This is a genomic window from Methylobacterium sp. 17Sr1-1 (assembly GCF_003173775.1).
Lineage (GTDB): Bacteria > Pseudomonadota > Alphaproteobacteria > Rhizobiales > Beijerinckiaceae > Methylobacterium.
On record NZ_CP029552.1, the window covers coordinates 2,865,603 to 2,888,923 of the forward strand.

Sequence of the window (23,321 nt, forward strand, 5' to 3'; positions counted from 1 at the left end):
GGTCCCGGGGGCGGCGGACCGCCCCCGGGACCCATGGGTTGTTACGCCCCGAACCAGGCGTACTCGGCGAGGCCGTAGGCCATCATGCCGCCGAGCGGGTTCGCCACCAGCCCCTTCAGCTTGGGCGAGACGCCGTCGAGGTTCGACTGGAAGGCCGGGATGATGGTGCCGGCCTCGTTGGCGACCATCGCCTGCATCTCGCCGTAGATCTGCTTGCGCTTGGGCATGTCGAGGGCGCCTCTCGCCTCGAGCAGCATCGCGTCGAACCTCTCCGACTTGTAGCGGCTCTCGTTCCACGGCGCCGCCGACTGGTAGAACTGCGAGAAGATGATGTCCGGGGTCGGGCGGGCGTTGATGTTGCCGAAGCCGACCGCGTCCTTGAGCCAGTGATTCGACCAGTAGCCGTCCGAGGGGACGCGGTCGATGACGAGGTTCAGCCCGATCTTGCCGCCCGCCTGCTGCAGCACGGCGGCGTAGTCGGCCGAGCTGCTGGCGGCGTCCGAGGCCACCATGCGGATCTCCGGGCCGAGCAGGCCGGCCTTCTGGAACAGGGACTTCGCCCGCTCCGGATCGAACTCGCGCTGCTTGAGCTCGGCGTTGAAGTAGGGGCTCCACGGCGGGACCGGCTGGTCGTTGGCGATCTCGGCGAGGCCGCGCAGCACCGACTTCTGGATCACCTGGCGGTTGATCAGGGACTTGAAGCCCTCGACCACCCCGGCCTTGTCGCCCGGCGCGAGGTCGAGGCGGATGTTGAGGTTGGTGTAGGTGCCGAGCTTGCTGATGAACGGGGCGATCGCCGGATTGCCCTCGATGATCCGCAGCGAGCGCGGGTTGAGATTGGCGCCGACATGGATGTCGCCGGACAGGACCGCGTTGAGGCGCGCCGACTCGTCCGAAATGGCGAAATACTCGAAGGTGTCGAAGTAGGGACCCGACGACTTCCAGTAGTTGGTGTTGCGGGCGACGATCGAGCGGACGCCCGGCTTGAACTCCTTGAGCACGAACGGCCCGGTGCCGTTGCCCTTGGTGAAGTCGGTGGTGCCGTCGGCCACGATCATGAAGTGGTGCAGGGCCAGGATCGTCGGCAGGTCGGCATTGGCGGCCGTGAGCGTGATCGTCGCCGTCAGGTCGTCGGCGGCGGTGACGTCGGCGAACTGCTTGGCGATGGTGGCGACCTTCGAGCCGGTGGCCGGATCGAGGTGGCGCTTCAGCGAGTAGACCACGTCCTTGGCGGTCAGGCTCTTGCCGTCGTGGAAGGTCACGCCCTTGCGCAACTTGACGGTCCAGGTCTTCGCGTCGGCGCTCTCGACGCTGTCGGCCAGCTCCATCGTCAGCTGGCCGGCGCCGTTGATGTAGGTCAGCCGGTTGTAGAGGGCGCAGCAGCGGGTGTAGTCGGTGGCGTTGGAGGCCTTGGCCGGGTCGAGGGTGTCGGCGGTCGAGGCCGAGAAGCCCGCGATCTTGAGGTGGCCGCCCTTGATCGGCTCGGCGGCGAGCGCCGCGCCGGCGCGGCCGAGAATCGCGGTGCCGGCCGAGAGGGCGACACCGCCCGCCAGCATCATCCTGAGCAATTCGCGCCGGTCGGCGCCGCGCCGGATGGCGGTCTCGACCATCGCGTCGTCACCGGGAGTCCAGTTGGCCATCCTGTCGCTCATCGCAAGTCTCCTGGTGCGACGGTGATCCGTCGTCGGCTTGAAAGATCGGGACGCTCTTCGCGTCGATGCGGGCCACATCCCGCGACGACGGTCGTGACGAGGACGCGAACGGACCGGGAGTTCACGAGCCCTGGCAAGAGCCCGGGACGCGGGCGACATCCGGTCTCGCGGGCCGTGACGCTCCTATCGTGCCGCTCCGCGCCTGCGGCGGGAGGGCCGCCCGACGCCGCCGGCGATCCGGGCGGCGGCGGGTGAAATTCCGCGGATGGCGCAATGTCCGTGCCATCCGATCCCGTCCGGCGCCCTCACCCTCCGGAGGATCGAGGCCCGGCCCGGCTCTCAATGGAAGCAGTGTGGCGGATCCGCCTCGCGGTTTGCACCGAAACGACGGAGGGGGACGGCACAAAATTCCGAATCTTCGGTCCCGGCAAAATTTATGCGGCGGGTCGCCGCGCGCCGCTCCGGCGACGACCCGGCATGTCCGGCTCTGTTACAGCTTGGGCGGTGCGGGGCGTCGTGCAGTCGAGGGCGAGGTGACGTTTTTGTTTTGGCAGAACAGAGGGGGCGTGCAGCTCCGCATCGACTGGCGTGAGCGCCGGATCGGGGACGACCGCTTCCGGCCGGCGGCGTTCCTCTACGGATCCGGGGCGGAGCCATTTGTGGAACGCGGCGAGCGGGGGATGTCCGGTCTCGTCGGAATGGCGGGCCGCGCGGATCGCTGGTCCCGGCGACGCGCCGGCGATGCCGGGGGCGAGGGGCGATGCGCAACAATCTGCTGCGGTCGCAACCTCTGCCCTGAGCCGCTCACTCCCATCCGATTGAAGCCGCCATGCCAGAACCCTTCCCCCTCTGCAAAGGGCTGTCTGGGGAAAGGAGATGGCGCGTCTCCCCTCTCCCGTTTGGGAGAGGGGCCGGGGGGATCGAAGATCCCGCGTGAGGGTGGCTCGGCTTCAGGATGAAGCTTGGACCGTAGAGCTGCGCAGCTCTACGGTTCAGGGTCATTGCGGCACCCGAGCCACCCTGCGCGATCTTCGATCGCCCCCACCCCTCTCCCAAACGGGAGCGGGGATCCCGCGCTTGATTTTCGGAAAAATTTCGCCCGGGCAGCCCTGCACCTGCAAAGAATGGAAAAGTTTCCCCCGGCCAGCCAGACACGAAAAAGGCGGCCTCCCGGCCGCCTCACCCATTCCCGACGATATGCTGCGTCAGTTCCTGCTCACTCGTAGACGCAGACGTAGATCTTGCGCACCGTCTCGATCGTGCGCCAGATGCCGACGAAGCCGGGCTTCATCACGAAGCTGTCGCCGGCCCGGTAGGTCCGGGTCTCGCCGCCCGTCTCCTCGATCTCGACCAGGCCGGAGAGGATGTGGCAGAACTCGAAGGTGGTGCCCTTGATCGAGTGGGTCTCGCCCGGGGTCGCCTCCCAGATGCCGGTCTTGATCATCCCGTCCCGGGTGTCGTCCTGCGCCCAGGTCTTGAAGGCCGGCGAGCCCGCGATCAGGCGCTCGGGCAGCGGCAGGGCCTCCTTGGGGGGAAAGCGCGGATCGGTGTCGAGGGTGACGAGAAGGCTCATGCCGGTCTCCTGGGCTTGTAGGGTGTCGGGATCCGCGGCCGCGCCGGTCGCCGGCGGCAAGCGGATCGACGCGGAAGACCGGCGGCGCAGAGCCGGCTTCCCCTTGAACCGGCACGAGCTTAACGGCGGGAACCCGGGGCTCCTGCCGTAAACCGGGAGGCTTCGGTCGAAAATTCCGAAGACCGCCCGATCTCCAGCGGAATTGTCGGCGCAGTCCGGGTCATTGTGTGGCGAGCGGTGGCGCCATGGCGGTGCGGCGCGGGCCTCGAGCCCGACGTGTCGCCCGCACGGCGCCGGCCGGCAAGGAGAGGATGTGGTGACGACGCCCCCCAACACGATGCGGCTGAAGTCCTTCGAACTCGCCACGCAGGACATCGCCACCGTCGACGTGGAAGCGCTCCACGGCCTGTCCCTCGGGGTCGAGTGGCCGCATCGCCCGGGCGACTGGGAGGCCCTGCGGGCCCTCGGGCACGGCGTCGCCGCCATCGACGAGATCGGCCGCGTCTTCGGCTCGGCGATGTGGTTTCCCCACGGCGAGAATTGCGCGACGATCGGCATGGTCATCACCTCGCCGCGGCTCCAGACCCATGGCGGCGGGCGCTGGATGATGGAGCGCATCCTCCGGCAATGCGGCGAGCGCCGGCTGATCCTGAACTCGACCCGCGCCGCCTATCGCCTCTACGTCTCGCTCGGCTTCGAGCCGCAGGCCACCGTCTACCAGTGCCAGGGCCACGCGACGCCGGCGGCCGCGCCCCTGCCCGGCCTCGCCGACGCGGTCGAGGTGCTCGCGCCGGCCGATCTCGACGAAGTCGCGGCGCTCGACGCGGCCGGTTTCGGCGCCGAACGCCCCCGGCTGATGGCGCAGCTCGCCCGGACCGCCGAGATCCGCGGCCTGCGGTGCGACGGGCGCCTGGTGGGCTACGCCATGCGCCGGGCGTTCGGGCGCGGCCTGGTCATCGGCCCGGTCGTGGCGCAGGGCGAGGAGGAGGCCGCGGCGCTGGTCGCCAGCCTGCTCGCCGGCCTCGACGGTCAATTCGTCCGCCTCGACACCCGGCAGGAGACGGGACCCTTGCGCAGCTACCTCGAGGCGGCGGGCCTGCGCCTGTTCGACACGGTGCGGACGCTGACCCGCGGCGCCCCGCTCCCCACGGTCGAGCCCGGGCGCCCCGGCGTCTACGGGCTGGCGGCGCACGCCCTGAGCTAGACCGGGCGAATACACTCCTCGAAGTCCGTCGCGCACGGCGCGGACCGCCCTCCCCGACGGGCGGAGGCCGCGTCGCGCGCGCCCCATCGACCGGGACAAACCTGCCATGGACACCGCAACCCTCCCGGACCACCGGACCGCGGCCGACCCAGTCGCCCTTGTGCCGTTCGCGCCCGCGCACCTGCCCGGCGCGCTCGCGCTATCGCGAGAAATGTCCTGGCCCTACCGGCTCGAGGATTGGGACTTCGCCCTGCGGGTCGGCCGCGGCTTCGCCCTGGAGCGCGACGGCGCGGTGATCGGCACGGCGGCCTGGTTCCCCGACGAGGCGGACCACGCCACGATCGGCATGATCATCGTCGCGGGTGCGGCCCAGGGGCGGGGCTACGGGACGCGGCTGGTGGAGGCGCTGCTCGGCGCGGCCGGCCCCCGGACCCTGCTCCTCAACTCGACCGCCGAGGGCCGCGCGCTCTACGCGCGCTACGGCTTTCAGCCGGCCGGCACCGTCCGGCAGCACCAGGGCCCGTACCGGCACCGCGGCGCGGCCGCGCCGGATCCGGACCTGCGGGCGATGGCGCTGGGCGACCTCGGAGCGATCGCGGCGCTCGACCGGGCGGCGACCGGCTTCGCGCGGCGCCCGCTGCTGGAGCGCCTAATCGCAGCCGGCGAGGGCCGGGTGCTCCTGCGCGACGGCGCGCCGGCGGCTTACGCGATCACCCGGCCCTTCGGCCGCGGCCACGTGATCGGCCCGGTCGTCGCCGGCAGCCCGGACGAGGCGCGCCGCCTGATCGCAGCGTCGCTCGCCCGGCTCGACGGCCAGTTCGTGCGGATCGACGTCCCGGAGGGGGCCGGGCTCTCGCCGTGGCTCACCGGGAACGGCCTGCCGCAGGTCGGCGACGCCCTCACCATGGTGCGCGGCGCTCTCCCGCCGGCCGGGCCGGCGCGCCTCTTCGCCCTCGCCAACCAGTCGTTCCATTAGCGCGACGCGAAAAGCCCTCGCCCCTCCCGACCTCGAATCTCCCGGTGCCGCTATGAAGCTCACATCCTATTGGCTGGACACGTCGAACCCGTTCACGGGCGGCGCCACGGGGCCGGTCGAGGGCACGTGCGACGTCGCGGTGATCGGCGGCGGCCTGACCGGGTCCTCCGCCGCCCTGGCGCTCGCCAAGAAGGGCGCCCGCGTCGTCCTGCTGGAGGCCGACGTGATCGGCGGCGCCGCGTCCGGCCGCAACGGCGGCATGTGCAACAACGGCTTCGCGCAGGACTACGCCACCCTCTCGGGCAAGCTCGGCCAGGAGGCCGCCAACACGCTCTACCGCGCCTTCGATGCCGGGGTCGACACGGTCGAGCGGCTGGTGCGGGAGGAAGGGATCGATTGCAGCTTCGCCCGGGTCGGCAAGATCAAGCTCGCGGCGAAGCCCGAGCACTACGACAAGCTGGCGCGCAGCCAGGAGCTGCTCGCCGCGACCGTCGATCCGGACACCGAGATGGTCAGCCGCGCCGACCTCCCCGCCGAGATCGGGTCGCAGCGCTATTACGGCGGCCTGATCTACCGCAAGAGCGCGGCCCTGCATGTCGGGCGCTTCGTCCGGGGACTCGCCGAGGCCGCCGCCCGGCGCGGCGTCGCGGTCCACGAGCGCACGCCGATGACCAGCCTGAAGGCCGCACCGGGCGGCGGCCACCTCGTCGGCACGCCGAAGGGCACGGTGCGGGCGCGTCAGGTGCTGCTCGCCAGCGGCATCTCGCAGGCCGGGCCGCTCGGCTGGGTGCGCCGGCGCATCGTGCCGGTCGGCGCCTTCCTGATCGCCACCGAGCCGCTGCCCGTCGCGATGCTCGACCGGATGACCCCGCGCCGCCGCAACGCCACCGACACCAAGAACCTCGTCAACTACTTCCGCACCACGCCCGACAACCGGCTGCTCTTCGGCGGCCGCGCCCGCTTCGCGGTCTCGAACCCGGCCTCGGACGAGAAGAGCGGCGAGATCCTGCGCGCCGCCCTGCACGACGTCTTCCCCGAGCTGAAGGACGTGCGGATCGACTATTGCTGGGGCGGCATGGTCGACATGACCCGCGACCGCCTCCCCCGGGCCGGCGAGCGCGACGGGGTCTACTACTCGATGGGCTACAGCGGCCACGGCACCCAGATGTCGACCCTGATGGGCACCATCATGGCCGAGGTGATGGACGGGCGCGCCGAGCTGAATCCCTGGGGCGGCTTCGCCTGGCCGGCGATCCCGGGCCATTTCGGCCCGCCCTGGTTCCTGCCGGTGATCGGCGCCTATTACCGCCTCAAGGACCGTTTCCAATGACCGATCCGCTTCGGCACCTGATGCAGGCCGGGTTCCTCGGCCGCTTCTACAGCGACGGAGCGTGGCGCGAGCCGGCGGGGACGGAGCGCGCCGGCGTCGTCGACCCGGCGAGCGAGACGGTGATCGCCGAGGTCGCGCTCTGCGATCGAGACGACGTCGCGCACGCGGTCGCCGCCGCCAGGCGGGCCTTCCCGGTCTGGTCGCGCACGCGGGCCGCCGAGCGGGCCGCGCTCCTCGACCGGGTCCACGGGCTGGTGATGGAGCGGCTGGAGCTGTTCGCCCGGGCGCTGAGCGCCGAGATGGGCGCCCCGATCTCGTACGCGCGCCAGGCGCAGGTGCCGCTCGCCGCCGCCCATCTGCGGGTCGCCCGCGACCTGCTGGCGACCTACCCCTTCCTGTCGCAGCGCGGCACCACCGCCATCGCCCGCGAGGCGATCGGCGTCTGCGCGCTCATCACGCCGTGGAACTGGCCGCTCTACCAGATCACCGCCAAGGTCGGCCCGGCTTTGGCGGCGGGCTGCACGGTGGTGCTGAAGCCGAGCGAGCTGTCCCCCTTGAGCGCGCTCCTCTTCGCCGAGGTGATGCACGAGGCCGGCTGCCCGGCGGGCGTGTTCAACCTCGTCAACGGCACCGGGCCGGTGGTCGGCGAGGCGCTGGCGACCCACGAGCAAGTCGACATGGTCTCGATCACCGGCTCGACCCGGGCCGGCGTGCTGGTGGCGCAGGCCGCGGCCCCCACCGTCAAGCGCGTGGCGCAGGAGCTCGGCGGCAAGTCGCCGAACGTGGTGCTGCCGGACGCCGATCTCGCCCGCTGCATTCCCCACGGCGTCGCCGCGGCGATGCGCAATCTCGGCCAGTCGTGCAGCGCGCCGACCCGGATGCTGGTGCCCCGCACCCGCCTCGCCGAGGTCGAGGCCCTGGCGGGTCAAGCCGTGGCCGCGTTCGTGGTCGGCGATCCGCGGCGCGAGGCGACGACCCACGGCGCCATCGCCAACCGGGCGCAGTTCGACCGCATCCAGCAGATGATCCGGATCGGCATCGAGGAGGGCGCCAAGCTCGTCGCCGGCGGCCCCGGGCGGCCCGACGGCCTGACGACCGGCCTCTTCGCCCGCCCGACGATCTTCTCCGAGGTGCGCCGCGACATGGCGATCGCCCAGGAGGAGATTTTCGGGCCGGTCCTGGCGATCCTGCCCTACGACAGCGTGGACGAGGCAGTCGAGATCGCCAACGACACGATCTACGGGCTCGGCGCCCACGTGCAGGGCGCCGACCTGGACCACGTGCGGGCGGTGGCGGGACAGATCCGCGCCGGCCAGGTCCATCTCAACGCCCCGGACTGGGACCCGGCCGCGCCGTTCGGCGGCTACAAGCGCTCGGGCAACGGCCGGGAATACGGCCGCGAGGGCCTGGAGGAGTACCTGGAGACGAAGGCGATCCTCGGTTTCTACCGTTAGCCGGGACGGGGCCGGGGTCCGGGAGGATCACGGCTTCCGATAGGTCCGACACCACGTCGCCCCGTCATATCGGCTGCTCGGGAGCCGACCCCTTTTCCCGGACGAGTGCAGCGTCAGCGGAAGGAGATCCGGGATCCAGCAGAGAGAGTGCCGCGCAGCGGCTCTGTCTACTGTATCGTTGCAGACACAGAGACGCTTCGCGACTTTTTGTGCTGGATCCCGGATCTCCTTCCACTTCGTTTCAGTCGTCCGGGAAAGGGACGGACTGACGAGAATCGTATGGCTGGACTCCATTCTGACGTTGGATGTCTTGGCACTCTCAAGGCCGAGCCAAATCACCACCCGCCCCGTTCGGTGCAATTTCGGAAACGATCGTTTTCCATCGTTTCTGTTTCCAGCCAGAAACGCCGCAGACATACTCCCTCCATCGAAACGGCGCCGCACCGGCCGCCCCCGATGGAGACGACCATGACGAAGCCCTACACCCGCCTCGACCTCGACCAGGCCGTCGTCCTGCTCGTCGATCACCAGGCCGGCCTGATGTCGCTGGTGCGCGACCTCGACCCCGACCGCTTCAGGAACAACGTGCTGGCGGTGGCCGACCTCGCCGCCTACTTCAGGCTGCCGACCATCCTCACCACGAGCTTCGAGGAAGGCCCGAACGGCCCGATCATGCCGGAGCTGAAGGCCAAGTTCCCGGACGCGCCGTTCATCGCCCGGCCCGGCCAGATCAACGCCTGGGACAACCCCGATTTCGTCGCCGCCGTGAAGGCGACCGGCCGCAAGCAGCTGGTCATCGCCGGCGTCGTCACCGAGGTCTGCGTCGCCTTCGTCGCCCTGTCGGCCATCGCGGAGGGCTACGAGGTGTTCGCCGTCACCGACGCCTCCGGTACCTTCAACCCGGTGGTGCGCGACGGCGCCTGGAACCGGATGTCGGCGGCGGGCGTGCAGCTGGTGAACTGGTTCGCGGTCGCCTGCGAACTGCACCGCGACTGGCGCCGGGACGTCGAGGGGCTGGCGACGCTCCTCGGCGACCATATCCCGGATTACCGCAACCTGATGACGAGCTACGCCGCGCTCCGGGGCACGATCCCGAACGCGAATCCCGGCGCCTGAGCCACGCCATGACGATGCGGGAGTTTCGTGACATAGCGGCCTGCGCGCCGGCTCGCCCCATCCTTCGGGGAGGCGGGCCGGTCTCGGTCACGGGCTCTCCGGCATGGCGAAGATCGTCGCTCTCCACTACTTCGCGGTCGTCACCCGCTGCACGTCGCTGCGCGACGCCGCCACCCAGCTCGACATCCATCCGAACGTCCTGGCGCGGCACATCTCGCAGCTCGAATACTACATGGACGCGCCGCTCCTGGAGCGCAGTCCCCTCGGCATCCGCCTGACCGCGGCGGGCGAGCTGCTCGCCGCCAAGCTCGACCGGACGATCAACGAGCTCGACCACGTCGTCCGCCTGATCGACGACCTGAAGGGCCTGCGCGGCGGCCTCGTCGGCGTCCACGCCGCCGAGGGCGTCGCCTCGGCGATCCTGGTGCCGGTCCTCGCCGCCTTCGCCGCCCGCCACCCGCATGTCCGCGCCCGGCTGCGCACCGGAACCGCGAAGGACGCGGTGCGGGCGATCGAGGACGCCTCCTGCGACCTCGCCCTCACCTTCTTCGCCCCGGCCTCCGACGCGATCGCGGTGGTCAAGCGGGTGCGGCTGCCGCAATTCATCATCGCACCGCCGGACCACCCGGTGACGCGGGAGGGCGGCGCCGTTCCGGCCGCGCTCGCGCGCTATCGCTGGGTGCTGCCGGGCCCGGATTTCGGCGTGCGTACCTATCTCGACCGGGCGGCGGCAGAGGCCGGGTGCCGGATCGTGCCGACCTTCGAGGCCGCCTCCCTCGACCTCCAGCGCACGCTCATCGTGCAGGCCGGCGCCCTCGGGGTGCTGCCCCGCGCCACCGTGGCCGACGGCATCGCCGCCGGCACGATGGTCGCGGTGCCCTTCCCCGACACGATGCCGGTCGAGACCTCCCTCGACCTCTGCGTCCCGGCCGACCGCCAGCCGAGCTTCGCCGCCGAGCGCCTGCGTCGCGACCTGGAGGCCGCACTGCTCCAAGTCAGGGCCTGACCGCCCGGGAAGTGCCACGAAAAGCGGTGCACGCCTCGCACGATTTCGTCGTAGTCAGCCCGCCCGACCTCCCGCATCCTGCGACGGTCCGCGGCAGTTCGGACCATGGGCCGTCCTGCTCATGGGACAACCTGCGCGGCGCCGCGTCTGCTGTCCCGATATTTGCGTCGAGCTTGCGTCTTCACAACAATCCGTCGTTCCCGGCATCTTTCGGCAAGCTGGTCTGTCGATTGCATGCTCGGTCGCCGCGGGCAGCCTCGCCCGCCCCTGATGGCAGCGTCGACTTCGGCGAGCCTTGCGAGGAGACAACTTGATGGCGTTTCGTCGGTCCGTTCTCGGCCTCGTCGCCGCAACCGCGGCCCTGCTCGCCCCCGGAGTCGCGCCGGCGCAGACGCTCAAGGCGGTGATGCATTCGGACGTCAAGATCGTCGACCCGATCTGGACGACCGCCTACATCGTCCGCAACCACGGCTACATGATCTACGACACCCTGTTCGCACTCGACGGACAGGGCGAGGTCAAACCGCAGATGGTCGACACCTACACCGTGTCGCCCGACAACCTGACCTACACGTTCACCTTGCGCGACGGCCTGCTATGGCACGACGGCAAGCCGGTGGCGGCGGAGGATTGCGTCGCCTCGATCAAGCGCTGGGCGGCCCGCGATTCCCTCGGCCAGAAGCTGATGACCTTCGTCGAGGGCATGAGCGCCGACGACGCGAAGCGCTTCACCGTCAAGCTGAAGTCGCCGACCGGGCTCCTGCTGTTCGGCCTCGCCAAGCCGTCCTCGAACGTGCCGTTCATGATGCCGAAGCGGGTCGCCGAGACCGACCCGAACCAGCAGATCTCGGACTTCACCGGCTCCGGTCCCTTCGTGATGAAGACCGACGAGTGGAAGCCCGGCGACAAGATCGTCTATACCAAGTTCAAGGACTACAAGCCGCGCGCGGAGCCGGCCTCGGGCCTCGCCGGCGGCAAGGTGGTCAAGCTCGACCGGGTCGAGTGGCTGGCGATCTCGGACCAGCAGCAGGCGGTGAATGCCCTGCTCGCCGGGGAGATCGACCTGATCGAGCAGCCGGCCTACGACCTGATCCCGCTGCTCAAGGGCGATTCCGGCGTCCAGCTCGTCGATTACAATCCCCTCGGCCTGCAATACGCGATGCGGCCGAACCACCTGATCAAGCCCTTCGACAACCCGAAGGTGCGCCAGGCCCTGACCTACGCCCTCAACCAGACCGACTTCCTCCAGGCCGTGGTGGGCGACCCCGATTACTACAAGACATGCAAGGCGCTGTTCGTCTGCGGCTCGCCGCTCGCCACCGAGAAGGGGATGGACGGGCTGCTCGAATCGAACTTCGCCAAGTCGAAGCAGCTGCTGAAGGAGGCGAACTACGACGGCACGCCGATCGTCCTCCTGCACTCGACCGACCTGCAGACCCTGACCAATCTCGGCCCGGTCGCCAAGCAGCTGCTCGAGAAGGGCGGCTTCAAGGTCGATATGCAGTCGTCCGACTGGCAGACCGTGGTGGCACGCCGGGTGCGCAAGGATCCGGCCGACAAGGGCGGCTGGAACCTGATGAACACCTCCTGGGTCTCGGCCGACATCCTGAACCCGGTGATGGCGAGCTTCATGAACATGAGCTGCGAGAAGGCACCGTTCGGCTGGCCCTGCGACGCCGAGATGGAGAAACTGCGCGACGAATTCGCCCGCGAGGTCGATCCGGCGAAGCAGAAGGCGATCGCCGAGACCGTGCAGACCCGCTGGCGCGAGGTCGTTCCTTACGTCCATCTCGGCCAGTTCTACATCCCGATCGCCGCGCGCAAGAACATCTCCGGCATCCTGACCGCCGCCGCGCCGGTGTTCTGGAACGTCGATAAGAAGAAATAGTCTGATGCTCGGCTACGTGCTGCGGCGGCTGCTGGCCGCCATCCCGGTCCTGGCGATCGTCGCGGTGCTGGTCTTCCTGATGCTGCGGCTCACGCCCGGCGACCCGGCGGCGGTGATCGCCGGGGACAACGCGTCGAGCGAGCAGATCGCGCAGGTGCGCCACAAGCTCGGCCTCGACCAGCCGCTGCCGGCGCAGTTCGCGATCTGGATCGGCAATATGCTCCAGGGCAATCTCGGCGAGTCGTTCTTCTTCAAGAAGAGCATCGGCGAATTGATCCTCGGGCGGATCGAGCCGACCCTGTCGCTCGCCGCCGCCACGATGCTGATCGCGGTCTGCGTCGCGATCCCGCTCGGGGTCGTGGCGGCCTACCGCCACGGCTCCTGGCTCGACCGGATCGTGATGGGCGCCTCGGTCCTCGGCTTCTCGGTGCCGGTCTTCGTGATCGGCTACGGGCTGATCTACGTGTTCTCGATCACCCTCGGGTGGTTCCCGGTCCAGGGCTACCAGCCGCTCTCCGGAGGATTCGGCGGCTACCTGCACCGGCTGGTCCTGCCGGCGCTGACGCTCTCGGTCGTCTACATCGCGCTCATCGCCCGCATGACCCGGGCGAGCGTGCTCGAGGTCCTGAACGAGGATTACATCCGCACCGCCAGGGCCAAGGGCCAGGTCGAGCGCAAGATCCTCTTCCGCCACGCGCTCAAGAACGCCGCGGTGCCGATCGTCACCGTCGTCGGCATCGGCATCGCGCTCCTCATCGGCGGCGTGGTGGTGACCGAGAGCGTGTTCGCCATCCCCGGCCTCGGCCGCCTCACCGTCGATGCGGTGCTCGCCCGCGACTACCCGACGATCCAGGCGCTGATCCTCATGTTCTCGGGCGTCTACGTCCTCATCAACCTCCTGATCGACCTGACCTACAGCCTGTTCGACCCGAGGATCCGTCATTGAGGGGCCTGTCATGAGTGCCGAGCCGACCCTGCTGGCGCCCTCGGCCGCGCTCCCGCCGCCCGGCCGGTCGCTCGCCGCGCGCCTCCTGCGCAACCCCGTCGTGGCCTTCGGCGCCGGCTTCCTGCTGCTGATGGCCTTAATCGGGGCGTTCGCCCCGTTCCTCGGCACCCTCGATCCGACCGCGATCAACCCGGCCACCCGCAACCGCCCGCCGGGTTTCGAGCGCACGATCCGGGCCGACGACGGCACGACCAGCACCTTCCGCCACCGGATGGGCACCGACAGCCTCGGGCGCGACGTCTACAGCCGCGTGCTCTACGGCGCCCGGGTCTCGCTGCTGATCGCCGTCTCGGTGGCGGCCATCTCGCTCGCCATCGGCCTCCTGCTCGGGCTCGTCGCCGGCTACATCCGCCCCCTCGACGGGCCGATCATGCGGCTGATGGACGGGCTGATGGCGATCCCCGGCATCCTGCTCGCCATCGCGGTCGTCTCGCTGTTCCGGGCCGGCCTGCCTGCGGTCATCGCGGCGATCGTGGTGCCGGAGATCCCCCGGGTGGTGCGGCTGGTGCGCTCCATCGTGCTCTCGGTGCGGGAGGAGCCCTACGTCGAGGCCGCGATCATGGCCGGCACCCGCCTGCCGCTCCTCATGGCGCGCCACATCCTGCCCAACACGATCGCGCCGCTGATCGTGCAGGGCACCTTCATCGCCGCCTCGGCGATCCTGGTCGAGGCGGTGCTCTCCTTCCTCGGCATCGGCATCCCGCCGGAGACGCCGAGCTGGGGCAACATCATGGCGGAGGGCCGCAACCTGTTCCGCGTCTACCCGCACAACATCCTGTATCCGGGAATCTTTCTCGGCCTGACGGTGCTCGCCGTGAACATGCTCGGCGACGGCCTGCGCGACACCCTCGATCCGAAGATGACCGGCCGATGACCGCGCCGATGAGCGAAGCGCCCTCCCCCGTCCTCGAGGTCGAGAACCTCGCCATCGCGCTGCCCGGCGGCGGCGACCGGCTGCGCGCCGTCGACGGCGTCTCCTTCACGGTCGCCCCGGGCGAGATCGTCTGCGTCGTCGGCGAATCGGGCTCCGGCAAGTCGGTCACCGCCTTCTCGGTGATGGGGCTCCTCGCGCGCGTCCTGAAGCCCGTCGCCGGGGCGATCCGTCTGCTCGGAGAGGACGTGCTGACGGCGAGCCCGCAGCGCCTGCGGGCGCTGCGCGGCGACCGGATGGCGATGATCTTCCAGGAACCGATGACGGCGCTGAACCCGGTGCTGACCGTCGGCGACCAGATCGAGGAGGTGCTGCGCATCCACACCGACCTCGGCCCTTCGGCGCGCCGCGCCAAGGTGCTGGCGATGCTGGAGGCGATGCACCTGCCCGATCCGGAGCGGATGCACGCCTCCTATCCCCACCAGCTCTCCGGCGGCCAGCGGCAGCGGGTGATGATCGCCGCCGCGCTCATCCTCGACCCGGCCCTCCTCATCGCCGACGAGCCGACGACGGCGCTCGACGTCACGACGCAGGCGCAGATCCTGCGGCTCATCCGCGAGATGCAGGAGCGGCGCGGTACCGGCGTCCTGTTCATCACCCACGATTTCGGCGTGGTGGCGGAAATCGCCGACCGGGTCGTGGTGATGCAGCGCGGCCGCATCGTCGAGCAGGGGCCGGCGGCGCAGGTGCTGGGCAGCCCGCAAGCCGCCTACACCAGGATGCTGATCGCCGCGGTGCCGACGATGACGCCAGCCCCCAGGCCCCCGGTGACCGGGACGCTGGCGCTCGAGACCGCCGGCCTCGCCAAGACCTATCGCAGCGGCGGCCTGTTCAAGAAGACGCGTGAGGTCCACGCCGCCGCCGACGTCGCGCTTCGCATTCATCGCGGCGAGACCGTCGGCATCGTCGGCGAATCCGGCTCGGGCAAGTCCACGGTCGCGCGCTGCATCGCCCGGCTGATCGCCCCGAGCGGCGGGCAGATCATGGTCGGCGACCACGACATCGCCCGCCTGCCGGAACGCCGCCTCAGGCCGTTGCGGCAGAAGATCCAGGTGGTCTTCCAGGATCCGTTCCGCTCGCTCAACCCGCGCCGGACGGTCGGCGCCTCGATCATCGAGGGCCCGGTGAATTTCGGTGCCACGCCGGAGGCCGCGACCGCGCGGGCGCGCGAGCTGATGGGCCTCGTCGGCCTCGACCCTGCGGCCCTCGCCCGCTATCCGCACCAGTTCTCCGGCGGCCAGCGCCAGCGCATCGCGCTCGCCCGGGCCCTCGCGATGGAGCCCGAGATCCTGATCGCCGACGAGGCGGTCTCGGCCCTCGACGTCTCGGTGCAGCGCCAGGTGCTGGCCCTTCTCGACGACGTGCAGCGCCGCTTCGACCTCGCGATCCTGTTCATCACCCACGATCTGCGGGTGGCGGCGCAGATCTGCGACCGGCTGATCGTGATGCAGCGTGGCCGGATCGTCGAGGAGGGCCCGACCGGGGAGGTCTTCGCCCGACCGAGTGCGGCCTATACCCGGGCGCTGATCGAGGCGGCGCCGGGGCGGGAGTTCGGGCGGGGGGCGGAGCACCACCAGGAAGCGGCCTCCGCCTGATGCCACCGAATAAAGATCGAGCACGGGATCCCCTCTCCCGTGTGGGAGAGGGGTAGGGGTGAGGGTGACACGGTTCAGTGTGAACCGCTCAGCGTGGTGCTGACAGATCAACGCTTGGTGCCTGACTCAGAACCGTAGCACCCTCACCCCTAACCCCTCTCCCACACGGGAGAGGGGAACGCGCCTTGTCTTGAAACAGTAACTGTAACCACAGCAGGACTACACCAATGACCCTCGCCATGACGTGGGAGGAATGGGCCCAGCACGATGCCTGCGCGCTCGCCGCGCGGGTGCGCGCCGGGGAGGTGACAGCGGCCGAGCTCGCCGCGCAGGCCGCCGCCGGCGTGGCGCTGACGAACCCGGCGACGAGCGCCGTGGTCGAGCTGTTCGACGACGCGATCGCCGATCCCGCTGAGGCCGGCACCAACCTCGACGGCGCCTTCGCGGGCGTGCCGTTCCTGATGAAGGATCTCGGCCCGACCCTGAAGGGCCGACTTCAGGAGATGGGCTCGCTCCTGATGCGCGGCAACCGCGCGGCGAGCGACAGCCATCTCACGGCGAAGATGCGCCAGGCCGGTCTCAATCTCGTCGGCCGCACCACCACGCCGGAATTCGGCGTGTGCAGCTCGGCCGAGAATCCGGCGGTCTACGTCACCCGCAACCCGTGGAACCTCGATTTCACCACCTGCGGCTCCTCGGCCGGCTCGGCCGCCGCGGTGGCGGCCGGCGTGGTGCCGATGGCGCACGCCACCGACGGCGGCGGCTCGATCCGCATCCCGGCCGGGGTGAACGGCAATCTCGGGCTGAAGCCCTCGCGCGGCGTGTTCTCGATCGCCCCCTACGGCTCGGACCTCACCAGCGTCGTGTCGATCCAGGGCTGCCAGTCGCGGACCGTGCGCGACACCGCGACCTTCGTCGACCATTGCAGGGGGGCTGCGCCGGGCGAGTTCATGCCGTACTGGACGGCGCCCGAGCCCTACGCGACGCTGATCGAGCGCGATCCCGGCCGCTTGCGCATCGCGCTGTCGCACGAATGGGGCGATTACCGCGCCGTGCCCCAGCACGTCGCCGAGCTGGAGCGGATCGGTCGCTTCCTCGAAGGCCTCGGGCACCATGTCGAGTGGGCGCTGCCGGCGGTCGACATCCGGGCCGCCTTCGAGGCCCAGACCACCTGCTACATCACCAACTTCGCCCAGACCATCAACGCGCTCATCGCCGCCAAGGGTCTGGAGCGTCCGCCGGAGGACCTGATCGAGCCGATGAACATCCGGATCTGGGAGGCCGGGCGCCACGCGACCTACGCCGAGCGGACCGCGATGCAGGCGGCGTTCAACACCACCGCCCGGGGCTTCGGTGCGTTCTTCGAGGAGTGGGACATCATCCTGACGCCGATCACCGCGAAGCCGACGCCACGCGTCGGCACGACCGAGTACCTGACGATCAGCGACAACCCGTCGGTCTACGACTGGTTCGAGAACCTGTGGCGCAACTTCGCCTACACGCCGCTCGCCAACCTGTGCGGCATTCCGGCCCTGTCGATGCCGCTGGCCTGGAACGAGCACGGCCTGCCGCTCGGCATCCAGGCCCAGGCGCGCCAGGGGCAGGACGGGCTGCTGCTCCAGCTCGCCGCGCAGGTGGAGCGGGCGATCGGGGGGAAATGGAACGACGGCCGGCGGCCGGGGGTGCATGTGACGGCGAAACGCTGAGCGGCCACAAGGTCGGTACGATCCGAGACGGCCTCGACACCCTCCATCGCCATTCCGGGTTCTCGCCTGCGGCGAGTCCCGGGATGGCGCGGAGCATTTGGAAAACCTTGGTTTGACGGACGATTCCCGGTCGAAAAATCTCCCAGAGGAGAAGCATCCGTGAAGCTCTTCATCGCCGCGCTCGGCACCGAGACCAACACCTTCTCGCCGATCCCGACCGGGCGCGCCGCCTTCCTGGACGATCTCCACGTCGAGACCGGCGCCTCGCGCCGCTCGGACCATTGGTTCGCCGGGCCGCTCCGGGTCTGGCGCGAGTTGGGAGAGGCCGCCGGCTACGAGGTGGTGGAGAGTCTGGCGGCCTTCGCGCCGCCCGGCGGACCGACGCGCCAGGACGTCTGGGAAGGCTTGCGCGACCGCATCCTCGCCGACCTGAAAGCGGCCGGCCCGGTCGACATCGCCCTGTTCAACCTCCACGGCGCGATGATCGCCGACCGCCAGGACGATTGCGAGGGCGAACTCGTCGCGGCGGCCCGGGCGATCCTCGGCGACACGACGACGATCGGCGTCGAGCTCGACCTGCATTGCCACCTGACCGACCGGATCGTCGCGGCTGCGGACGTGCTGCTCACCTACAAGGAATACCCTCACATCGACGTCGACGACCGGGCGCGCGACCTCTTCCGCCTCTGCGACGACGCGCGGGCCGGCCGCACCAATCCGGTGATCGCGGTGGCGGATTGCCGGATGCTGGCGGTGTGGCGCACGCCCAACCCGCCGACCCGCGGCTTCGTCGACCGGATGAGCGCGGCGGAGGGGCGGGACGGGATCCTGTCGCTGTCGCTCGCCCACGGCTTCCCCTGGGCCGACATCCCGGATGTCGGCGCCAAGGTGGTGGCGGTGACCGACGGCAATCCGGAACGCGCCAAAGCCACGGCCGAGGCGCTGGCCCGCGAGCTGTGGGAGATGCGCGAGGCGACGACCGACCGGCTGCTCTCCCTCGACGAGGCGGTGCGGGTGGCGCTCGATCCGCCGGCGGGCGTGACGGTGCTGGCCGACGTCTCCGACAATGCCGGGGCGGGGTCGGCGAGCGATTCGACCTTCCTGCTGCGCGCCCTGGTCGAGGCCGGCGCAAAGGCCTGTGCCATCGGCAGCTTCTGGGATCCGGTCGCTGTCCGGCTCTGCCGCGAGGCCGGCGAGGGCGCGCGGCTGCCCCTGCGCATCGGCGGCAAGACCGGGCCGATGTCGGGCGATCCGGTCGATCTCGCAGTGCGCGTCCTCGGCATCGTGCCCGACGCGGTCCAGACCTACGGCAACGGCAAGCAGCCGATGGGCGATTGCGTAATGGTCGAGGCCGGGGGCCTGCACATCGTGCTCAACGCCTTGCGCAGCCAGGTCTTCCAGCCGAGCGTGTTCGAGCAGTTCGGCGTGCGCCTGACCGATTACGCGACGGTGTTCGTCAAGTCGGCCCAGCACTTCACCGCCGGCTTCGCCCCGCGGGCCGACCGCATCCTCCACGTCGCCGTGCCGGGCAGCGCCAATCCGGACTTCAAGGCCCTGCGCCTGCCAAGGACCGCCCGCCCGCTCTGGCCGATCGTCGCCGATCCGTTCCGACGGGCGGGCTGAGGTTCAGGCCGCGTCGAGCCGGGCGCCCGCTCCCTCCGCCTTCAGGGCGGAGACGAGCCTGTCGAGCTGCGCCCTGACATGCGCCCGGATCTCCTCGCCGGACGCGGTCGTGGCGCTCTCCAAGAAGTCGACCATGCGCCGTGCCTGAACCGTCATCGCGTTGACCCTTCTCGAGACCGGGAAAACCGCTACATCGACGCTATCGTTACAGTACGGAAACGAACCTGTCTCATCACAATGATGCATGATCAATACATCAAATAAGAGACAAATTCGAACTTCCAGCTTTCACCTCGCAGTGTGGCGGAGGTTTGTTGCGCCAGTATTGCGTGGGGGATGACCGAAAGGACTGGTCGCGCGGGGCGACCCACCCTCATTCGGACGAAGAGCAGCGGCCTAGACCGTTAGATTTTGACATAAGTGAAGCGGCGCTCAGGCTCCGCGCGGCCGGCGAGCCAGTCGGCGCCGCGGCCGGCGTCGCGGCTGCCGGCCTGCCAGCGGTCGCGGATCGAGGAGGGCGAGAAGTCGAAGCTCTTGGCCGCGAGTTGGTCGGCCTCGGCCCGGTGGACGAGGTGCAGGAGCGTGACGGCCGGCCCGTGCGGGTCGAGCTGCTGGCGCAAGGCGTATTCCCGCTCCAGCCCGGCGATGGCGCGCCGGCCGGCGCTGGCGAAGATCAGGTCGTTCGCCCGTTCCAGGACGGCGTCGAGGGAGGCCGGGCGGGGCGCCTCGAGGCCGAACAGGTCGAGGGCGATACAGAGCAGGTCCCGCGGCGGCTCGGCGGCGAAGAGTGGGTCGAGCGGCAGGTTGTTGGTGTAGCCGGCGTCGCAGAGCAGGCGGCCATCCACCTCCACCGGCGCGAAGGCCGGGATGATCGCGGTCGAGGCCAGGACGTGCTCGGGACGGACTTCCTGGTGCGCGGTGTCGAAGTACACTTCCTCACCGGTGGTGACGTCGACGCAGCCGATCGTGACGCGGATGTCGCCCCGGTTCAGACGGTCGAAATCGACGAGCCGCGCGAGGGTGTCGAGCAGGGGCGAGTGGTCGAACAACGCCACGTCGTTCGGCACCCACGGCAGCGCCGACCACAGGCCGGGCAGGCGATGGCGAAAGATGTTGGGGCGGCCCCAGGTCAGGGTCAGGAGCGCGTGCAGGCCGTTATAGACTTGCCGCGGCTTGAGCATCTCGGTGGCGCTGGGCGCGGTGTGCTGGGTCGCCTCGTCCCAGAATTGCCGCAGCCGCTCGACCCGGTGCTCCGGCGCGTTGCCGGCGATGATGGCGGCCGTGACCGCGCCGATCGAGGCGCCGACGATCCAGCCGGGCTCGATCCCGCGGGCCTGCAGCGCCTCGTAGCCGCCGGCGTGGTAGGCCCCGAGGGCGTTGCCGCCGGCCAGCACGAGGGCGGTGTCGCGGGGCCGTGTGTCCGGGGACGTGGCCGGTCGGTCGGGTGAGGAATCGGTCATGCTGTCCAGGGCAAGGAGAGGCGCAGGATCTCTCCTCTCCCCGCGGGCGGGGAGAGGGCTCCGGCGACCTTGTCGTCGACGGAGCTAGCGGAGGCGCAGCCGGAGCAAGGGTGAGGGGGTCTCGACGAGTGAGGCTCCTCCGGAGACACCCCCTCACCCTCGCGGCGAACCTGCGGTTCGCTGCTCGCCGAACCCTCTGAACGACGGTTCGGCCCTCTCCCCGCCCGCGGGGAGAGGAGAAACCCGCGCCTCATCAGGGCACCGGCCAGCCCTACGAGTGGGGATGCGGCAACGACCGCCCCACCGCCTTGACCCAGGTTAACCGAAAGGTCAGCGCTCCACCGCCAGCAGCCGCCCACCCTCGTCCATGCGGCAGCGGACCCACTCGCCGTTGCCGAGGGTGCAGCCGGTGACCGCGTGGATGAACCCGAAATGGCACACGACCAGGGTATGGGCCCAGTCGGGATCCCCGGCCATCCCGGTGCCGAAGGCGGCGATGCGCGCCGCGAACAAGTGGTCGGGCTCGTGCTCCTCCTCGTCGTCGGCCTCGCGCCACCAGACCTCGTCCAACTGACTCATGTCGAGATGGGGCCAGGCGCGGGCGAGGTCGGTCCGGCAGGTGCCGACGTCGCAGCTCGCGCCCCTGCGCTCCCGCACCGCCGGCGTGACCAGGACGGGCAGGTCCAGGCGGGCGGCGACCGGGGCGGCGGTCTGGAGCGCGCGGGTCAGCGGCGAGCACAGGATGCGCCGCAGGCCCTCTCCTGCGAGCGCGCGGGCGGCGGCCTCCGCCTGCTCGTGGCCGAGCGGCGTCAGGGGCGCATCGACGATGCCGGGATCGAGGCCCGTGGCGTGATGGTGGAGGTTGAACTGGCTCTGGCCATGGCGAAGCAGGATCATGGCGGGAGACATAGGGCGCAGGTTCAACTTGGGCTCGCGACGCGCAGCCGCGCCGCGAGGTGACGGCGGTAGCGCCCGGCCTCGCCGTCGAGCCGCGCCCGCTCCTCGGCCTCGGCGGCCTGACCCGCCATCGTCGCGGCGCCGAGCTGGAAGGCGGCGTAGGCGATCTCAAGCCACGCGACCAGATCCGGATCCGGCTCGCGGCCGGTCCGCCGGGCGACGACCGCGCGCAGACGCTGCCCCGTCGCGCCCGCGAGCCCGAGCTCGATCGCGGCCCCGGCGAGGTCCCAGGCGATGTCCTGGCAGCCGACGAGGTCGTGGGCGGCGTGGTGGTCGACCGCGTCGGTCTTCAGGATCGTGCCGTCTGGCCGAACCAGCCATTCCCAGGGGTGCAGCCGGTTGTCGGTCTCGACCGGGCGGACCCCCGCGCCGAGACGCGGAAGGGCGTCGCGCCAGCCGTCGACGGCTCGGGCCGCCGCGTCGCCGAGCGCCTCGGCGGCGTTGTGGCGGGCCATCTCCCACAGGGCGTCGAGAGAGGCACCGCTTCCGGGCTCGCGGGCGAAGGCCGCGGCGCGGAAGCCGAGATAGTCGCCGACCCGCTCGGCGAGACGGAGCGGATCGACGCGGCCGCGCGCGAGCGGCGTCGCTCCCTCGATCCAGCGCTCGACGAGGAAGCCGTGGCAGAACCCGGCCACCTCCGGAGTGAACCCGGCCGCGTGCAGGGCCCGGGCGCGCCGGACCTTCCGCTCGCCCTCCGCCCCGAGGCCGGCGAACTTGGCGAGCCAGGATCCGCCGGCAGTCCGGGCCAGGAACTTGCGCCGCTCCTGCATCGGGTTGGCCGGCGGCCAGGCGTCGCGATCGGCGAACGATCGCGCCCGCCAGGCTCCCCCCGAGACTTCCTCCAGCGGCGCGCAGAGCGGCCCGACGAGCGGAGCGAGCCAGGCCTCCAGGCGGTGCTCAGGCCGCTCGGCCCCGCGCACGAGGTCGTCGAAGGTGAGGATGTGGCGCCGGGCCTGCCCGAAGAGCCGGCGCGTCTCCTCGCTCGCGGCGTGCCCCGGCACCCCGGCATGGCTCGGGAACAGCGCGACCCGGTCCGCCGCGATTCCCCGGCTCTCCAGTTCGCGCAAAACCGCCCCGAAGGAGCTGCCCGAGAGCCCCGGCCCCTCGTCGGCGACGGCGAAACCGCCGCCCGGCCCCAACCGGTCGCGCAGGCGCTCCGACAGGCGCAAGCCGCGCCGGAACGGATGGCCGGTCGGCCGGACGGTCACGAGGTCGGCAGACCCGAGGCCGGCCGCGACCATCGCGCCGAGGCTCGTCCCGATGCTGCGCAGCCCGATCACCGTCGTGCCGGCCCCTCTTCCGGAGGCTGCGGCTGCGGCGGCGTAGGCCTCCGGGTAGACGGCGTAGAAGGCGAAGCCCTCGGGCAGGCGGATCTCCAGGGGGGCGGGGCCGAGCCTGGCGCAGGCCCGGGCGATCTCGGCCCGATCGGGAACCGCGCCGACCGCGAAGCCGCTGCGCCACGAGGCCCAGACGGCCCCGGCGAGGCGCACCAGCAAGCCGGTGAGCCGGGCCGTCGCGCCCTCGTGCGCGTCCCGGCCGGTCTCCCGGAACGCCGCGTCGGCCACGCCCTGCACGAGTTCGCCCGCCGCGATCAGCGCTCCCACCAGCGCGGCGTGCCGCGCGAGGCCGGGGCCGAGCCCGCGCGCGGCGTCCACGGCGTCGAGGAGGCGGGCGACCTCGTCGTCGGGACCGGACTGGCGTCGAACGTCGCCGTAGACGAGCATGGCTGGGATGAGCCCTCTGATGACAGGGCTATCCGGGGGTAGAAGCAGACGCGGGATCCCCTCTCCCACACGGGAGAGGGGGGGATCCTGTGCCTTTTCTTCCACCGGACGCCATTACTC

The 23,321-nt window shown here is 70.7% G+C and carries 18 protein-coding genes; 12 read left to right on the forward strand and 6 right to left on the reverse strand.

Annotated elements, in window-relative coordinates; all coding sequences use genetic code 11:
* Positions 1 to 41: 41 nt before the first annotated feature.
* Together DK412_RS12960 and DK412_RS12965 are read right to left on the reverse strand one after the other, a co-directional pair.
* Positions 42 to 1,652 carry an ABC transporter substrate-binding protein gene (locus DK412_RS12960; RefSeq protein WP_109972284.1) on the reverse strand — a complete coding sequence of 537 codons (1,611 nt, stop codon included), beginning with the start codon at positions 1,650 to 1,652 and terminating at the stop codon, positions 42 to 44.
* A 1,216-nt stretch (positions 1,653 to 2,868) separates the two neighbouring features.
* On the reverse strand, positions 2,869 to 3,225 hold the full coding sequence (locus DK412_RS12965; RefSeq protein WP_109972285.1) for a cupin domain-containing protein: 357 nt from the start codon (positions 3,223 to 3,225) through the stop codon (positions 2,869 to 2,871).
* A gap of 316 nt (positions 3,226 to 3,541) precedes the next feature.
* Here DK412_RS12965 and DK412_RS12970 point away from each other — a divergent pair, with 316 nt between their 5' ends.
* From DK412_RS12970 to DK412_RS13025, 12 genes are all read left to right on the forward strand, one after another.
* Positions 3,542 to 4,429 (forward strand): GNAT family N-acetyltransferase, encoded by an 888-nt coding sequence (locus tag DK412_RS12970; RefSeq protein ID WP_348629389.1) that lies wholly within the window; start codon positions 3,542 to 3,544, stop codon positions 4,427 to 4,429.
* A gap of 106 nt (positions 4,430 to 4,535) precedes the next feature.
* Positions 4,536 to 5,405 (forward strand): GNAT family N-acetyltransferase, encoded by an 870-nt coding sequence (locus DK412_RS12975; protein WP_109972286.1) that lies wholly within the window; start codon positions 4,536 to 4,538, stop codon positions 5,403 to 5,405.
* Positions 5,406 to 5,457: 52 nt separating this feature from the next.
* Positions 5,458 to 6,735: an FAD-binding oxidoreductase gene (locus DK412_RS12980; protein WP_109972287.1), complete on the forward strand. Its 1,278-nt coding sequence runs from the start codon at positions 5,458 to 5,460 to the stop codon at positions 6,733 to 6,735.
* Positions 6,732 to 8,189, forward strand: a complete 1,458-nt coding sequence (locus tag DK412_RS12985; RefSeq protein WP_109972288.1) for an aldehyde dehydrogenase family protein — start codon at positions 6,732 to 6,734, stop codon at positions 8,187 to 8,189. The genes DK412_RS12980 and DK412_RS12985 overlap by 4 nt, the downstream gene beginning before the upstream one ends.
* Before the next feature lie 468 nt (positions 8,190 to 8,657).
* Entirely contained in the window at positions 8,658 to 9,305 is a 648-nt protein-coding gene (gene ycaC, locus DK412_RS12990) for an isochorismate family cysteine hydrolase YcaC (RefSeq protein ID WP_109975238.1), read from the forward strand.
* Between the two features lie 103 nt (positions 9,306 to 9,408).
* Complete coding sequence (locus DK412_RS12995; protein ID WP_109972289.1) at positions 9,409 to 10,311, forward strand: LysR substrate-binding domain-containing protein; 903 nt, start codon at positions 9,409 to 9,411, stop codon at positions 10,309 to 10,311.
* A gap of 313 nt (positions 10,312 to 10,624) precedes the next feature.
* Entirely contained in the window at positions 10,625 to 12,199 is a 1,575-nt protein-coding gene (locus DK412_RS13000) for an ABC transporter substrate-binding protein (protein WP_109972290.1), read from the forward strand.
* Positions 12,200 to 12,203: 4 nt separating this feature from the next.
* Complete coding sequence (locus DK412_RS13005) at positions 12,204 to 13,145, forward strand: ABC transporter permease (protein ID WP_109972291.1); 942 nt, start codon at positions 12,204 to 12,206, stop codon at positions 13,143 to 13,145.
* A 10-nt stretch (positions 13,146 to 13,155) separates the two neighbouring features.
* Positions 13,156 to 14,079, forward strand: coding sequence for an ABC transporter permease (locus DK412_RS13010; protein WP_109972292.1), 924 nt, complete (start codon positions 13,156 to 13,158; stop codon positions 14,077 to 14,079).
* Entirely contained in the window at positions 14,076 to 15,731 is a 1,656-nt protein-coding gene (locus DK412_RS13015; protein ID WP_245447625.1) for an ABC transporter ATP-binding protein, read from the forward strand. The genes DK412_RS13010 and DK412_RS13015 overlap by 4 nt, the downstream gene beginning before the upstream one ends.
* Before the next feature lie 227 nt (positions 15,732 to 15,958).
* Positions 15,959 to 17,437 (forward strand): amidase, encoded by a 1,479-nt coding sequence (locus DK412_RS13020; protein ID WP_109972293.1) that lies wholly within the window; start codon positions 15,959 to 15,961, stop codon positions 17,435 to 17,437.
* Between the two features lie 159 nt (positions 17,438 to 17,596).
* The gene (locus tag DK412_RS13025; protein WP_109972294.1) at positions 17,597 to 19,060 is read left to right on the forward strand and encodes a M81 family metallopeptidase; all 1,464 of its coding nucleotides are present in this window, start codon (positions 17,597 to 17,599) and stop codon (positions 19,058 to 19,060) included.
* A 3-nt stretch (positions 19,061 to 19,063) separates the two neighbouring features.
* Here the strand turns inward: DK412_RS13025 and DK412_RS31385 are convergent, their stop codons facing one another.
* The 4 genes from DK412_RS31385 to DK412_RS13040 form a co-directional block, all read right to left on the reverse strand.
* A complete protein-coding gene (locus DK412_RS31385) occupies positions 19,064 to 19,195 on the reverse strand; it encodes a hypothetical protein (protein WP_280953984.1) in 132 nt (43 codons plus the stop codon).
* Positions 19,196 to 19,464: 269 nt separating this feature from the next.
* Complete coding sequence (locus tag DK412_RS13030) at positions 19,465 to 20,520, reverse strand: patatin-like phospholipase family protein (protein ID WP_109972295.1); 1,056 nt, start codon at positions 20,518 to 20,520, stop codon at positions 19,465 to 19,467.
* Positions 20,521 to 20,850: 330 nt separating this feature from the next.
* A complete protein-coding gene (locus tag DK412_RS13035; RefSeq protein WP_109972296.1) occupies positions 20,851 to 21,417 on the reverse strand; it encodes a histidine phosphatase family protein in 567 nt (188 codons plus the stop codon).
* A 23-nt stretch (positions 21,418 to 21,440) separates the two neighbouring features.
* Positions 21,441 to 23,201 carry a hypothetical protein gene (locus DK412_RS13040; RefSeq protein WP_204165560.1) on the reverse strand — a complete coding sequence of 587 codons (1,761 nt, stop codon included), beginning with the start codon at positions 23,199 to 23,201 and terminating at the stop codon, positions 21,441 to 21,443.
* Positions 23,202 to 23,321 lie beyond the last annotated feature (120 nt).